This is a genomic window from Methanobacterium sp., from assembly GCF_016217785.1.
GTDB lineage: Archaea > Methanobacteriota > Methanobacteria > Methanobacteriales > Methanobacteriaceae > Methanobacterium.
In genome coordinates this window covers 288,680-306,094 of sequence record NZ_JACRGA010000005.1, presented here as the reverse complement: position 1 = coordinate 306,094, position 17,415 = coordinate 288,680, and the positions used below count along the sequence as shown (strand labels likewise).

The following is a 17,415-nucleotide window of genomic DNA, read 5'->3' as shown; positions in this document are numbered from 1 at the left end:
CTAACAAAAAGCCTATCCCTAACTAATCCCTCATTTTTTTATCAACTGGGTTTCTTGCTTTTTTACACTGATTCTCTTGGAAACTTTGGTCCGATAAATCCCATAAACCATCAGTACTACCAGTAGAGCTGCAGATAAAAATTTGGCTGAAAATGGAATGAATCCCGTGTACAGGTTCAGATCAGTGCTGGTAATTGCCTGCAGGAAAAAATTACTGAATAAATTGATTATGTAACCCACAATAAGAGACACCACCACAATGGATGACAAGTAGATGGTGAAGAATCTTTTTTTGAATTTACTTAGTATCATTGACATTGCAGCCATGTTAGTGGCAGGACCAACATAGATAAAGACCAGTATGCTTCCGGGTGTGAATCCCATAAAAACAAATGCCAGTGCAAGGGGAATGGAAGCTGTTGGGCAGACGTAAATGGGGATTGCCACTAGCAACAATATAAAGAGAGATAAAACTGGATCGGATGCGAAGGTCCTTAAAAAGTCCCAGGGCATCCCCATATTCATCAAAGCGCCCATCAACGCAGCTAAAAGAAGTCCGATTAAAAGTGAGGTTGAAATTTCAGGGAATGTGTCTTTAAAAGAATATCTAAGAGCTTCTTTAAGTTTATCATATATTTCATCTGTACGATCAATGGACTCGGAAGGTTCTTTTTTCAAACCAGTAGGATTATCTGCAACCGTGCCCTCAAAATCAAGAAGCTCCTGGTTACAACCACCACAGTACCCACCATCCAGACTGGCAATGGGGCAATGTGAATTATTAGAATTGTTAAAGCCACTAGAATCTGTTTGAGGATTAAGATCTGTTTGAACCACATTATTTGTTTGATTCGTTTGATCATCACCTCCAAATAAGTGTACCAGAACCCCTGCAGTTACACCTGAAATTGCGGCTACCATGGGTCGCATGAGTGTTAAAGGTAGGCCCAAAAAGGAATAGGAGGGTACAATGGAACTTACACTGAACCCGGATGTTGAAACCAAAAATGATGCTGCAACTGAATCCCGGATTCCCTTATCTTTTAAGGCTATGGCTGCCGGTACAATACCACAGGCACATATAGGGAGAGGTAAACCAATGAGTATCCCCTTCAATATTCCACCCACAGTTGAAGTTCCAACAAGCCGTTCCAGTAAATGGGAGGGAAAAAGGATGTGAATGAACCCCGCCAGCAAGAAACCTAACAAAATAAAAAATGAATTTTCAAGGAGTATCTGATAAAAAAATTGCAGGAAACTGACAATGAAGCTCATGAATTCACCGGTTAAAGAAAGCTGCGGGGGTATGTACTCATCAATTGGATTATACCTAATTTATGTTAGACCCATTATATCCCATTACCTTATTTATTTGGTAAACTGGTAGTTGAACAAATGAATACAAGTGAAGATAAGCTCAATAAACATTAATATTAATTTTTCCCCAGACTAAAAACCATTTTAAAAAGTTTAAATAATTTTGACTCAGTTTTTCTCTTGGGTAAGTGTTCAAATCCACAGTTAGGACATCTCACCATCTTACAATTATGGGTGGGGCATCCCTGGCATGTGATTGTTTTTTTATTTTCATCAAAGACATAACCACAAATTTTACATTTCATTATATAATCTCCTAATAGTTAATAGAATCTCCAATTTTTTAGGAGGGATTTGAAAATTTAGTTAAAATTTATAAAAAGAAATTAGCTTGAATTAAAAAAAGGTAAACAATAGGGGCAACTAAGAGGTTTTTTACATGCGAGGAGGATGATGTTATTATAGACTATTATAGACGCCCCTAATTGATAATTAACTGAACTTTAAATGGGAAAAGGGGTTTATTTGTCTTTTTCCCGATTTGAATCTTCGTTGGAAGATTCGATATTCTTATCTTCTTTACAACTCTTACCACGAATTCCACATCTACAACTCATTAAATCACCTCCTTACTATTTATTCATGATTCTTATTCACCGTATCTTTAGAATCCCAGGAGTAATCCTCCCTGATACACAACCAGTGAAACTACATATGCCACCACAAAGGTGTATCCTGCTGCAAATGCAGGCCATTTCCAGGAATTGGTTTCCCTTCTTATGGTGGCCAGTGTAGCCAGACATGGTATGTACAACAGGATGAATACCATGTAGGCATACGCAGATAGTGGTGTAAACAATTCCTGTATTGCTGAGATAAAGCCAGGGTCTTCTTCAGGCGCTTTTTCTTCTTCAGCAGCTTTTTCTTCACCGGATGCAGATCCAGCAGAAGCTTCAGCAGATGCCTGTTCAGATGAAGCGGGTTCACCAGTAAATTCTGGATTTACTGATTCTTCAGTTGTAGTTCCACCAGATCCTTCATCTCCCACACCGTAGAGGATACCAAATGTACTTACCACCACCTCCTTGGCCAGGAATCCGTATATTATGGCTACAGTGGCCTGCCACTGGCCAAACCCAAGGGGTGCAAATACCGGAGCTAATGTGGTTCCTATCTGTCCGGTGATACTTTCCTGAGATGCGTACTCCACTCCCACTGGTAGGCTACTAAGGGCCCAAATCACCACAGATAATGCTAAAATTAGGGTACCTGCCTTTTTCAGGAAGAGTACTCCTCTTTCCCACATGTGGATGATGGCACCTTTAGCAGTTGGTATTCGGTAGGGAGGGAGTTCCATGACAAAGGGCGCTGACATTCCCTTAAATATGGTTTTCTTGAATATTGCGGCCATTATGATTGCCACCACTATTCCCACGATGTAAAGTGAGAATATGACCCATCCCTGGTATGCTGAGAAGAATGCTGCTGCTAAAAGAGCATAAACAGGCAGTCTTGCACTGCAGGACATGAAAGGAACTATTAACATGGTTAGGAATCTATCCCTCTCATTTTCAAGTGTTCTGGTGGCCATTATTCCAGGCACGGCACATCCAAAACCGAGTATCATGGGTATGAATGATTTTCCGTGTAAACCCACCAGTTTGTGCATGAACCGGTCCATTACAAATGCTGCTCTGGCCAGGTATCCACTGTCTTCTAAAACACTGAGTACCAGGAATAGTATGAAGATTATGGGTACGAATACCAGCACCCCGCCCACACCACCAATTATTCCATCTACAATGAAGGAGGTCAAGAACCCTTCACCCATGCTGGCGGCTATTGTTTCCCCCAGCCATGCAAATCCCTGTTCAATGTAACCCCCCAATGGGTCACCAAGGGTGAATGTTATCTGGAATGTGAGCCACATTATAAGGAGGAATATGGGTATTCCCAGATATTTGTGGGTCACAATCCGGTCTATTAAATCAGATCTGGTGATTTTATCAATTTTAGGTTTTTTAACTGATTCTGAGACCAGTCCTGCTATGAAACCGTATCTGGCATCAGTTATAGCAGCATCGGCATCATCACCAAAAACATCGTTGAAATGTTTCTGGATCTTTTTAACATTCCCCAGTACTCTCTGTCCTTTCCCTGATTCTTCAATTTTTTTTATGATTTCTGGATCATCTTCCAGCAATTTAAGGGCAATCCAGCTAGTAGGTGCATCAAACATGGGTATATCCCGGTCTCCTGAGATGTCCTGGTTAATGATTTCTTCAATTTGCTGGATATGTTCAGATACTTCATTACCATACTCCAAGCGGTCCAGAACAATGTTGGGTGATTTGGAAACCTTCGCTATGTTTTCCAGTAGCTCATCACTTCCAGTGTCATCAACTGCTTCAATTTCAATTACTGGTACTCCTAAAAGTTCTGAAAGCTGTTTTTTATTAATTTTCAGTCCTTTTTCCCGGGCAAATTTATTCATGTTAAGTGCCAGAACCAGATTCGCCCCTAATTCCATCATTTGAACAGTTAAATAAAGATTTCTTTCTATATTGGCCGCATCAATAACATTAACAATAACATCTGGCTTTTCATCCACAATGTAATCCCTGGAAACCACTTCCTCAGCAGAGTAGGCAGTCAGACTGTAGTTTCCGGGAAGATCAACCACTTCTATTTCCTGATGGTTGTACTGGAATGTTCCTTCCTTTTTTTCAACAGTTTTACCCGGCCAGTTGCCAACATGTTGCCTCATGCCAGTCCAACGGTTGAAAAGAGTACTTTTTCCAACATTGGGGTTCCCTGCCAGGGCAATTCTTATTTTATCCATTTTAAAAACCTTGACAATTCATTAACTACCTTCGACCATAATCTTCTGTGCCTGTCCTCGTCCAATGATGAGTCGTGAACCTTTGACATCCACAATTAATGGTCCGGGAATATCATTTTTTATGACCTTGATCTGAGAATCCTTGTATAACCCCATCTCCGAGAGTTTCTTTTTGAATTTACCCCCGTGCCATACCTGGACGATTTTCAGATTTTCGTTTTCTCCGGCCATTGCTAAGCTCATCATGGTATCTCAATCTCGATTTGTTTTGCATCTTCTTTTCTCAGTGAAAGAGAATACCCTTTGATTTTAACTTCAATTGGATCTCCCAGGGGTGCTACTCTTTCCACTTTAATATCAGACCCTCTAACAAGACCCATTTCCATTAAATGTTTTCTAATTTTACCTTTACCTTTAAAGGCTGTTATTACCCCAGTCTCGCCTTGTTTAAGATTATTTAACGATTTAATCATTTTATGTTACTCTCCTAATGGTTTGAAAATTACAAAGGTAACCCCTAATTTTTTAGGATAACCTAACTTTGTTAGGTATACCTAACTTATTTATTGTATATAAATGTTTCCATGGAGATATTTAAATTCCTTAGTTCTTCCCCTAAGGGGTGTTATGGGCAAAAATGGTTTGTTAATCAATTTAAAGCAAGTATAATTAGTATTAAATAAATTAACGAAAAGTAGATAAAAAAAATAAAAAAGAATGGGAATTAGATTTACCTTGGAAGTTTTTCTCAGAAATAAACCAGCTCCCCAGATGAACCTGACAATAACCCTAACTACCCACTTATTCACCACATACTAGTGAATGAAATTAGTTATTATGTGAGTTAAATGAACTAATCAATAAAAAACTGCCTTAATATCTTTTAATTTTAGTATAGTCCTAAAAATCCTTAAAAATAGTTAAATCACCATCAGGAGAAATATTTATTTTCTAAATAATTATTATTTTTTCTTATTTCTTTGGGAATTAATTCATTAATTGTAAAAAAAAGAAAAAAATGGGAAAAGGTTTTTTATCTACCAAACAGATTGCCTTTGAAGAAAAATCCAACTCCACCTAACACTAGAACAGCTATCACTCCAACAATGGCATAAAGCCCCCATGGAGTTCCTTCTGAACCTTCTGCACTGGCTTGAGTAACTTCGTAGGCTTTTGCTTCACCAGGTTGAGTTCCAACAGAACTAGTGGTTGAGTTAGTTACAGTGGCTGCACTGACATTAACGCCGGAAGCATTAGACCCGTTAGATAATCCACTTAAACCAGTTCCACTTCCATTGGATGAACTGATTAATCCAGTTCCCGAAGTTGATCCACCAGTCTGTGAACCACCACGCATACGGATAACATCCGCCCTGCTAAGGTTAGCTAAGGACATAGCAGCACCTATAACATCACCATCACCCCCAGAACCCAGGTTATTCCAGGCTCCGCGACCATTTGTGTATGTGTCTTTCGTTATTACCACCGATGGCCCAGAAAGCAAGTTTGGTGACGAATAATCTCCTTTGTAAATCCGTATCCATTCTTCATAGATGTTGGAACCCTCTTTGAATATTGGACCGTTGTATTCTAAAACGATTATTCGGGTTGTGTCGGTTTCGCTGTCATAGATTGAGAGAATTCCAATAGTTTTACCATTTGAATCAGTGGTCATTCTCTGACTTAGGTATGATCCTTCTCCTGGAGAAATTCCTAAGAGGTAAGAATATATATCATCTCTACAGCTGATAGAAGTGCCTATATAAGAGTAGCTTTCGTTTTCTCCAATAGGGAAGTTGTCGTAGATGTAGTTGGTGATATAGTATCCTGGAGCGCTACCACCACAGACATGGTTGTGCCATAACCAGGCCATTAATGCATCGTAGGGTGGATCGTAGAGGATTACCTGTTCTATGTTGCATGCTGATTCGTTTTTCGCAGTGAGATTTCCTGATTCTGGATCGTAGTAAATGGTTTTAGTGGTCACAGTTCTGTTGGCATTTTCGAAACTGAACTGGAAGTACAACTGATTGTATCTAGCGGTGTGTACTGGAAGTAGGGTTGCTCGGCTGAGGCGGGATCCAAGGATCTGGTAAAGACCATCCATGGTCATGTCCACCACCTGTCCATTGACACGAACGTAACCGGCAGAAGTGAAGACAGTGAGTTTAGAATTATCTATCTCTAAAGTGATCCCATCTGCGGCAAATAGTGCAATTGCCATATTAGCAGCGTCTATTCCGATCTGTTTGATCTGCTCCTGAGTTAAGTTTCCAGTGGTGTAGTTGGTGGCAACTCTTTGTTCTGCGACGTTAGTTAGGCCCAGACCCAGTATGTAGTCCATGTCTAATCCAAGGGCATCTGTGACCACATTCTTAGAGTCCACCCCTCCAGTCAGGTTGTTGTGAATTGCAGGGGTTATATTTTCGAAAACTAATATTATCTCCGCCAGGGAGTCTGGGTCGTTTTCTAATTTGTCTATTAACCATGAATTAAACAATAACTCTGCAGCTATTCCAGAATACGCAGTTATACCTGTTTCTTGTTTGAACAACTGAGTAACAGTGTCTTCATTGAATTTCATTATTATGAGGGTTCCCAGATTGGTCGATGCACACCATCGGATGAATCCGACCACACTGTCTTCAGCAGTAAAGTATCCAACGTATGAACGTTTTCCTGTTGTTAAATCCAGAGAATAGCCAAATGCATCATCATCTGAATTACCGGGGACACCTATAGCCCTGTAACTGGTTGCTTCTAATTCCCCATCATCCCCATATATTCCGGGTGGGAAATATTTGAGAAGAAGACTTACCATGGCCTGTCCACCGATGGTACCTAAACAGACATGACCGTGGTAGGCAGCCTGCCTCAGTATATCAGTAGAGAGTCCTTTTTTCCATGCGTTGGCAATACTAACGTAACCAAAGGCGTTGTCACCTAAGACTGGGACTAATGTATTTTCCCATAATGTCTGGTCAATGGCAGAGAAAGTTCCCAGATAAGCTGGGGTTAATGTGCCGTTTTTGAAGAACGCTGCAGTTAACTCACTTCCATTCCTTACAATGAAACAGAAATCAACAGGATCGGTTCGGATTGATTGGAATGTCAAGAGGTTGCCCTGACCATAACTAATCTCACCGTGTGAACCATTTAAAACACCTTCCAAACAGTCTTCAGTGGTGGTGCCATTTCGGTAAGCCAAACCAGCAGTGGTTATGCATAGGACGTCATCTGCACTTGCAAAGTCTAGTAACTTGTCTGCAGCCGCAGTGACTTCTCGACCCAGTTTGTAGTTCTCGGTGGCTTGCAGGTTGAAGGTTGCAATTCCAACGAACTCTGGATCTGTGCCTGCCTGATTAACTGCCATTTTTTGAGTCTGGTTAATGTAACCTGGAGCGCTTATTTTCACGTTGAAAAGAGTTCCATTAACAACACCCTCATAAGTGAAGTTCAACTTGTAGAGCGTATCGGAATACTTTGTCTTGTCAAAAGCTACACTGTCATTATTGGAATCTGTTACTTCAATTTCAGGGTTAATCTTATCATCTGCATACTCATAACTTACATTCACCCAAAGAATGGGGTCAACAACTTCAGAAGTATTTACATCAGAAAGATTACCTTCACCTCCACTAGTAGATGAATCCGTAGCAGAAACTGCTCCACAAAGAATTAGTGCCATCAAAGTCGCTATTACTAGTATTACTCCTTGTTTTCTCATCTTTTCACCTCCTTTTTCGTTTTTGATTTTGTCTTTTGAACACATATTCAATCGAATATATATTCATCACGACCTTATATTGCCGTAATACGATATATAAGATTTATGTTATTACTAAATGCCAAACCCTTTAAGTAATCGTAATAAAAACACGTATAATCATACAAAATTTGATTAAAACTGCTTTTTTTATTACTCAAACGATATCAACATATTAAAAGAAAAGGCTCTGAAGTCTTTTAGATTTAAAAAAAAGAGCATATACTCAAAAAAATTTATTTTTAATAAATATAACAATGAAAAATTATGTAGTGAAACAATTAGTTATTACAATAAACAAATCATGAAAAATGAATCTGGTGAAAAAATAAAAAATAAATATGTAATTACCCCAAAAAAGGAAAGGGGGAGAAATTGTTTTTTACTCTTAATTAACCAAACTTATTGCCCTTGAAGAAGAATCCAACACCAGCTAGAGCTAGTACAGAAACGATTCCTACAAGGGCATACATAACCCAAGGAGTATCCTCCGCTCCCTGAGGAGTGGCTTTGGAAACCTCATATGCTTTCCCAGTTTCACCTTCAGATTGATCACCAGCTTCAGATGTATCAGCAGAGACCTCAGAACTCACACCAGCAGAACTGGACTGAGAAGTCACACCTGCCGATGAGATACCAGCAACACCGGGACTGGATGTTGATTGTCCACTTGTAGTAGAGGTTGGAGTAGTTGTGGTCTGCCCCTTGACAGGCACTCCTAACATCTGCGATAACTGATCAGCCTGACTGGATGATAGCTGAGTCATACCACGATTATTTACCTGGTAAAGTACATCTGCAATCATTGCCCTTGCCATAGGATCAGTGAGCGCATTTTGACCAAACAAATACATATCTGCTATCTGTTGCCAAGTAGCAGAATTAATGGCACCGTTGAGGTTTAAGGTGTACATGGTACGGATGGTTAGAGCCATACGTCGTTGACCAGCAGAACCTTCCTTCAACATACCCTCTCTCCACACTGGATTAAACAGAGTCAGGGTAATGCTGTCATACAAGGCTTCATTCAAAGTTTTCACATTTACACCAGTTACTGTATTCCCATCAATTCTGGCATTAGCAGTGTTAACAACGTAACTGGTTATGGTGTTACCGGTTATGCGTTTGACCATGAATTCCATCATGGTTATGCCACGGTAGGTTGGTCCAGTTGCGGCGTTGGTCTCACGAGGATTTATTACCATTGTGGTCTGCACAGTCATGAGCAGTTTTTCCATCACTGAACGTCCATTAATACCGCTTAATCCCACACCATAGAGATATGATTCATATTCCAGGTAAGCTTCTGCTAGTTCATCATCAGTCCACGTGTCAGAAGAACGTAAAATTCGGGCAGTTCCCATTGCATGAGGATCAGCACCAGGAGGTAAACCGAATATTCTCGCTCGGGCCAGACGTTCGGCCTGAGTTTCTGCCTCAGCCTGACTTACTCCCTGTGATAATAGTTCTGTTTCCAATTGATCCATCATTGCCAAATAATGTTTTCGCACGTAATTCATTTCAGTAGACTCGTTTAACAGAGCTACTTGCTTGATAGCGTTGTCAATCAGCTCTATTATATTAGGACATACGTTTATGAAGCTCACTGAAGCACTGACCATTACATCAATTCTTGGTCTCTGGAAAGTTACACCATTAATGGTTATGGTTAAATTCTCCAATGGAATAACTTCGGTTCCCACCACAGTCCCACTAAGATAGACGGGTTTTACACCCAATAAATAAAAGATTGTGGCAATGCTTTCACCATTAGTGCTTATTACTTCCCCTCCACGTATGGATGTTCCAACAGTTTCTGGGAAATTTCCATTGTTATCTGCTAGATATTGCTGTATCACTGATTCTATAGCTGCATTACCTATTGCAGTGGCGGATGCATCAGGTACCTTTCTTGGATCGAATGAATAGGCATTTTTTCCGGTGGGTAACGATGTCAGATCACGGACTGGATCTCCAGCAACACCCGGCGTGATATAACCCCCATTTAAAGCATCCAGTAAGGAAGTCATCTCATTAATCACACTCTGATTCAACAGATTGAGGATATAATCATGTTGCCCAGTCCTATTGGTTGGATCGAAAGCTATGATGGCACTGATGAACTTTTCTAGTGTTTCATTGTCGGGTAGTTCTCCAAAGGTATGCAGACCGTATGGAGTTAGTAATGCTTGTAGTTCATGCAGATAGTCATGCAGCCGGTTAATAACTATTCCAAAGTTGGTTGTGGAATTTATGCCAAGTCTTTCACTTAATCCATTCTCGTTGTTGATTTTAGTCAAGATCTGAGTTTTTATAAGGCTCATTCTTTGTGTGTCGTTAGTATCGTAGGCTTCTATATATGAATTTATGAGGTCATGCATCTCCAGAAGATTACCATACAATGTTGATTCAACAACAGGTGGAGTTAAGTGAGAGATAATCACCGCATATGCACGTCTTTTAGCGTTGTCATTGGCACCAGAGTAAATGTAGATATTTGGCATTTCTCCAATTAGAGTATTTGACCAGTCATCAGCAGTCATACCACTAGTATGTCCCGGGAGTAACTCTAATGTACCGTGTTCACCCGTGTGAACCACTGCATCTGCATCAAAATCATCCTGCAGCCACAGGTAAAAGGCAATGTACTGGTGAGTTGGAGGTAGAGTGTCATTGTCCAGGCTGGATGAACTTCCATTCCATTTCCATATTGGCTGTGGGCCCATGAAGATGTTGCCCACCATGATACCTGGGAACACTATCAGACCATTGTAGATCATCAAAGTTCCAGGTGCTGGACCCCAAACTGCCTCAACTTCCTGACGTAGTTTTGCGGGTAAAGCATTATATAACTGAAGGTATCTTTCCACAGTCATGGTTGGTGCGCCTTTCTGGATAAGATCTGCCAGATCTTGTTGTGTGTAGTTTACGAGATTGCTGCCATGATCTTTGATAAGTTCCAGTAAGATTTCAGGAGTTAAATTGTTAACATTAAGAGATCCCAGGTTGTATCCTTCTGATGCCAGGGTCTTAACTATATTAGTTAAACTGGCCTCAATATTCAGACTGCCACCCGTAGGCATACCTTCATCATGAGTGTTGTCGAAGTAGATCAGCGCTAGTTTTTTCTCACTGTTCAATTTATTTTTTAAACTTCCCCATGCATAGGCACGGTCAGCCAGCTGGTCTATGCCCGGTTGATATGGATAGAACATTTTTATATCTGCACCAGTTACCGGGTCAACTCCCACGCTTTTTGATCCTCCAATTAATATTGGCTCAATACGGCCACCTATTTCTGGAGTGATTATCCAGGTTGTTAACTCGTTACCAGTAAGCCCATTACTACATTCTAAATACCCATCAAGAGTATCTTGAAGGAACACATGCACTGGACTTAAAACAGGTACATTTAGTGTTTCAAACATTGCCATACTGGCATTGTCGTTTAAACCACTGTGTAAATGAGTAATGAGGACATCAATAGCTGGTGTTCCATTTACCAAAAAGAATGTGTTGGCTGTGGTTATGAAGTTGGAAAAAATTGGCACTATAACATTGCATCCTCTTTCTTCCAGTGCATAAATCAAAGCATTGTAAGCTGCCAGATCATTGGCACCATAATACCAAGTATGGAATAACAGTGCTACCCATGGCCCATCTGCTTTGTATTTTCCTGCGGAGATGTACCAATTGACATAATCTTCCCTCGTAGTGAATATATCTGACGTATCAGGGTGATATACAAATTCTGTGGGCAATGTGATTATGGTGGTATTAATCGTGCTGCTAACGGCATTGTACTGTTTTAACACTGCAAGCATAGATCTTTTGATGTTTTCAGGACTTAAATTAGCATTGATCGCGGATGAATATGACAATGATGTCACATTTACACCCTGGAGAACACCGGTAGATCCACCTATCTGGTAAACTTTGGAACCCGCGGGCATTTGAAGGGCATAGGGTGCTAAATGGGCTGTGAAGGTATTGGTACCTATATTGACCAGTAGTAAAATGTTCGATGTTTTTAATTCCTCTGCAAATCTCTGTAATACCGTATCATCAGTGGATAATGTATCCTCAGAGAATATTTTCAAATCAAAATAATATCCTTCTGGGAGCAGACTACTTAAGTAAACATCATTCATCACCCTATCAACCACTCCCACCCTACTGCCTGCAACAAAAATAACCATCTTCACATCCTTAAGCATTTTGGATGGTACAAAAGTATAGTTGAGGTTTGCAGTGAGTACTGGTGTGCCGGTAGGTGTTACCGTGGTTGTATACAGATAGGTTAAGTAGGATATTTTCACATTGAACTCGGTGAGATTAGATATGAAACTGATATCATACTCACCAGTGGAATTGGTGGTTCCAAAAGCAACAACATCTCCAGTAGTAGGATTTCTGATGGTTATATTAGCCCCACTTGCTGGTGTGGTATCATTCATGATTACACCATAAATCCTGGGATCATCACCAACAGAACTTCCGTTACTGTTACCATTCGATTGTTCACTTTGAAGAGTTGTACTATCGTTCAACCCACCTCCCTGTGAATCTTCTGCTGCTACTGCACCAGATAATGCTAATGTGAAAACAAAGCATGTCACTAGTAAAATCACTTGTTTTCTCATCTTTTTCACCTCCTTTTTGTTTATTAATATGTTCAACAGAACTTTGTAGTAATACTACATATAAGTTTTATGTTATTACTTACTTCCCAAAATGATTGAAATCATAATACTTAAACATGAACTATTAAATTGAATGAATTAAATTCATTTCACCAGGAACAGAAGAAAGCCCGTATGTGATGATATGAATCAAAATAATGATATACCGAATGATTAGCTATTATTCTGATCAGCAAACACAAACAAAAAATGAACAAAAAAAAATAGTATTACCCCAAAAAAAGAAAGGGGAAAAAGATTTTACTCTTTATTGACCAAACTTATTGCCCTTGAAGAAGAATCCAACACCAGCTAGAGCTAGTACAGAAACGATTCCAACAATGGCATACATACCCCAAGGAGTATCCTCCGCTCCCTGAGGAGTGGCTTTGGAAACCTCATATGATTTCCCAGTTTCACCTCCAGATTGATCACCAGCTTCAGATGTATCAGCAGAGACCTCAGAACTCGCACCAGCGGAACTGGCCTGATAACTCACACCAGCAGAAGATTGGCCAACAGAACCAGGACTTGCAGACGATGATTGCCCACCAGTAGATGTAGATGTAGATGTGGTAGTGGTAGTCATACCATTAACAGGCACACCCAACATCTGCGACAACTGATCAGCCTGACTTGATGAAAGTTGCATCATACCACGCTGATTAGCCTGGTAAATTGCATTTGCAATCATTTTCTGCTGATCAGAGCTGAACTGACTGAAGATGTTGCTGTTAAACAAGTAGTCATTAGCAATTCTCTGCCAGGATGCAGTGCTAACAATATCTTTCAGAGCATCTGTACGGAAAAGACCCCTAATCCTAAGAGCAATAGTTGCACCGCCAGAAGGACCTTCTCTTAAGAGTGCATCTCTCCAAGAGGGGTTGAACAGAGTTAAGGTCAAGTCGTCATACATAGATTCCTTTAAGGTTAAAACCTTGGAACCTTGAGGTACGATTATAAAGCTGTCTATATCCCTGTTGGTTAAGTATTTTACCACACTACTTATGGTTGCTGAACCAAAGTAAGCGTGTTGCCCTGAAATACCACTGGGACTTACAACCATCGTTGTGTCCACAGTTTTCAGCAGTTTTTCCATGATAATTCGACCATAGGTGCCTGATATTCCATCCAAGTTATTCCCATAGACATAGGAGTTATATTCCAGATATGTTTCTGCTAATTCCTCTTCTGTCCATGAATCGGAGTTCATTAGTCTTGCGACTCCCACCCCGTGTGGATCAGCACCTGGTGGCAGGCCAAATATCCTTGCTCTTGCTAATCTCTCAGCCATAACCTTAGCATCGGCATCACTTTTCCCATCTGCCTTGAGCTCTGCTTCCAGTGCAGGCATTGCTTCTAGGTAGTGTTTTCTGACGTAATTCAATTCTGTAGATTCATTTAAAAGTGCTACTTTTTCTAAGGCCTCATCAATTAAACGAACGACATCTGGACATGCATCCCGTAGACTAGATGAAGCCTGGATTAATATGTCTATTCTAGGTCTTCCCAGAGTACTTAATGGGATTACGTCCACACCTACAACCATGCCGCTGCTGTATACTGGTTTTACACCTAATAAATAGAATATACTGGCTATGCTCTGACCATAAGTGAGCATTACCTCTCCCCCACTAACGGGAACAGCCACTGTTTCAGGGTAGGTGTTATTACCGTGTGTTTCCTTGTAACGCTGAAGCATGGTTTCAGTGGTGCTACCCCCAATTGTCATAGCTGCAGCATCTGGAACCTTTCTAGGGTCGAAAGTGTACTTATTTCGTCCTGCAGGTAATGAATCCAATGAACGTACTGGGTCTCCAGCAGTTCCAGGAACAATGTACCCCCCACTTAAAGCACTTAAAAATGAATTCATTTCATTAGAAGCACTTTGTACGAGTAAGTTATGTATTTCATCCCTTCTACTGGTTCTGTTTACAGGATCAAAGGCAATTATAGCATCAATGAATTTCTCCAGTGTTTCATTGTCAGGTAACTCACCAAAGGTGTGTAAACCATAAGTTGTGACCTCACTCATTATAGTGTGGAGATAGTCATGCACCTTGTTAAATACCAGCCCAAAACTGGTGGTTGAAGTTATTCCCAGCCTTTCACTTAATCCGGGTTCACTGTTGACTTTGTTTAGTATCTGAGGTTTTAATGCGGCCATCCGATCAGTGTCATTGCGATCATAAGCATCCTGATATGAAGTTAAAAGATCGTGCATTTCTCCCAGGCTGCCGTATAACTGTGTGTTTGCCACAGCAGGCGTTAGGTGAGTGATTATTAATGCGTATGCTCTTCTTTTGGATGCTGTTGCATCTTCTCCAGCCATGTTTCGGATGTAGATGTGTGGCATGTACCCGATGAGAGTGTTAGGCCAGTCATCAGCTGTCATCCCAAGACTGTGTCCAGGTAGAAGCTCAAGAGTACCATGGTCACCGACCTGTACATATGCATCGGCCTGGAACTTATTCTGCATCCAAAGGTAGAATGCTATGTACTGATGAGTTGGCGGTAAGTTTTCACTGTCATAAAGACTGGATATTGTTCCATTCCACTTCCAGATTGGTTGCGGTCCAAGGAATACATTGCCCAGAATCATACCTGGAATGACAATCTTATCCTGATAAACCATCATGTTTCCAGGAGCAGGACCCCATACAGCTTCAACCTGTGTCCTTAGGGAGCTGGGAAGTTGCGAATACCATTGTAGATACTCTTCCTTAGTAATGGTTATTGCTCCTTTTTGAATCAGGTTTAATAAGTCGTTCTGAGTGTAATTGAGTGGGTTTCGTCCATGATCATTAATGAGAGCCAGTAGTTCAGTAGCATTTATGTTTCCGTAGGAACCCAAGTTATATCCGCTGGCTGTGAGAGCTGCTATTATGTTACTGAGACTTTCTGGAAGATTCAAACCGGCAGCCACGGGCATTGTTTCATCGTGAGTGTTGTCAATGTAGACCAAAGCCAGTTTCTTCAAAGAATTAACTTCTTTTTTCAGATTGCCCCAGGCAATCGCCATATTACACAGTTGAGTTACACCGGGTTGATAGGGGGTAAATAGTTTTATCTCCATACCGGTCATCTCGTCTACTCCAAGTACTTCCAGTCCACCGACCAGTACATTACCCACACGTCCAGCGAGTTCTGGGCCGATAGTCCATAAGTTCAGTTCATATCCGCCGGTTATTCCTGTACTGTTTTTAAGGTAATCTGCGAGGGTGGTCTGACCGATCATCATTGCTCCAATAATTGGAATGTTCATCTCTTTGTACATGTTAATGCTTCTGGGAATTCCACTTGAATGGCTTTGAACAATCAGAGCACTTATTAGGGGTGTGCCATTCATGTAGAAAGCATCACGGTATATGTCAAACTGTTCTTGTCCTGTGTGGCTTAATGGTGTGCATTGGCCTAAAGGAATTACATTAATTCCTTTTGATTCTAAGTCACGGATAATAGCATCCATAACTTTTAGATCCCCAGTCAGAATGTTTACATAATCAAATGCAAATCCAATCCATATTCCATTTGGTTTTAGTTTGCCTGCTGCGGTGTACCATTGCATATATTCAGTGAGATTTTTGAATGTCGTACTGGCATCTGGATGGTACATTAGGTCTTCACCCGCTTCAGGAGTAAATGTGGTGTTTGTTGAATTGCTTATTGTTCCACCGAGTTTTAGAATATGCAAAAAGACTTTTTTAATGGTTGTTTTACTGTAACTACCTCCAAATCCATAGGAATAGGTTGTTTTATTCCTTGAACCAAGATAGTAGGCGCCAGTCTGAACTATTGTAGCATCGTTGGGTAGAGAACTATCTATTAATTGTGTAATTTCTGTAAATGATTGTGGTTGGGTTGAAGAAAATCCGGAAGTCATAAAGAATATATTGGCTGTTTTTAGTTCATTGGCAAATCTTTCCCTTGCAGCTGGATCAAATGCTAAATCTGCTTGATAAAAAACTTTCAGATCAAAGTAATATCCTTCCAGATTTAGTTCTTTATACGCATCCAATATTTTTTGCAGAGGACTAAATCCATAACCCCCAATAACAACAACCATTTTAGCTGTTTTTAGCATTTGGGATGGCATGAAGGTATGGTTCAAATTTGCAGTTGGTATTGGCAGTCCAGTTGGTGTCACTGTGGTTGTGAAATTCTTATACGTTAAGTAGGCGATTTCCACCTTGAACTCTGTGAGGTTGGATATGAAACTGATATCATATTCACCTGTGGAATTGGTGGTTCCAGAGGCAATTATTGCGTTGGTGGTTGGGTTCTTGATGGTTATGGTAGCCCCATTAGCCAGTGTGGTATTTTCCTTAATCACACCATAAATCCGGGGATCAACCTCACAAGAACCTGAATTGTTGTTATTTGATTGTTCAGAAGTACTTTGAAGAGTTGTACTATCGTCCAGCCCACCTCCCTGTGAATCTTCTGCTGCTACCGTTCCTGATAGCACTAATGCGAAAACAAGGCATGTTGTTAGTAGAATCATATGTTTTGTCACTTGTCTTCTCATACTTTTTCACCTCCTTTTATGTTTTTAAGATAATCAAGAACCCTTATAGTAATACTACATATATATTTTATGTTATTATTTTAAAGCTAAAGTCAAGGAAATCGTAATAATTAATAATTAATTATTAAATTGAATAAATTAATATTCATTTCACCAGGAACAGAACAAAGAGAGTATGTGATGATTTGAATCAAAGAATAATGTACAAAATGATTAACTAATTTTTTTGATCAAACAAATTCGAACAAAAAAATAAAAAAAATATTACACCAAAAAAGAA

Annotated in this window: 7 protein-coding genes; all 7 read right to left on the bottom strand. The window is 40.2% G+C overall.

Annotation, left to right across the window (positions count from 1 at the left end):
* Positions 1-30: 30 nt before the first annotated feature.
* The 7 genes from HY987_RS02890 to HY987_RS02860 all read right to left on the bottom strand — a co-directional run bounded on the left by HY987_RS02890 (position 31) and on the right by HY987_RS02860 (position 17,135).
* Entirely contained in the window at positions 31-1,275 is a 1,245-nt protein-coding gene (locus HY987_RS02890; protein ID WP_292755445.1) for a permease, read from the bottom strand.
* Positions 1,276-1,981: 706 nt separating this feature from the next.
* Positions 1,982-4,159 carry a ferrous iron transport protein B gene (gene feoB / locus HY987_RS02885; RefSeq protein WP_292755443.1) on the bottom strand — a complete coding sequence of 726 codons (2,178 nt, stop codon included), beginning with the start codon at positions 4,157-4,159 and terminating at the stop codon, positions 1,982-1,984.
* A gap of 21 nt (positions 4,160-4,180) precedes the next feature.
* Positions 4,181-4,405 (bottom strand): FeoA family protein, encoded by a 225-nt coding sequence (locus tag HY987_RS02880; protein WP_292755440.1) that lies wholly within the window; start codon positions 4,403-4,405, stop codon positions 4,181-4,183.
* Positions 4,402-4,632, bottom strand: a complete 231-nt coding sequence (locus HY987_RS02875) for a FeoA family protein (RefSeq protein WP_292755438.1) — start codon at positions 4,630-4,632, stop codon at positions 4,402-4,404. Before HY987_RS02875 ends, HY987_RS02880 begins: the two co-directional genes overlap by 4 nt.
* A gap of 560 nt (positions 4,633-5,192) precedes the next feature.
* Positions 5,193-7,886, bottom strand: coding sequence for an FmdE family protein (locus HY987_RS02870; protein WP_292755436.1), 2,694 nt, complete (start codon positions 7,884-7,886; stop codon positions 5,193-5,195).
* Between the two features lie 431 nt (positions 7,887-8,317).
* Positions 8,318-12,568: a cobaltochelatase subunit CobN gene (locus HY987_RS02865; RefSeq protein WP_292755434.1), complete on the bottom strand. Its 4,251-nt coding sequence runs from the start codon at positions 12,566-12,568 to the stop codon at positions 8,318-8,320.
* Between the two features lie 307 nt (positions 12,569-12,875).
* A complete protein-coding gene (locus tag HY987_RS02860) occupies positions 12,876-17,135 on the bottom strand; it encodes a cobaltochelatase subunit CobN (RefSeq protein ID WP_292755432.1) in 4,260 nt (1,419 codons plus the stop codon).
* Between the last annotated feature and the right edge of the window lie 280 nt (positions 17,136-17,415).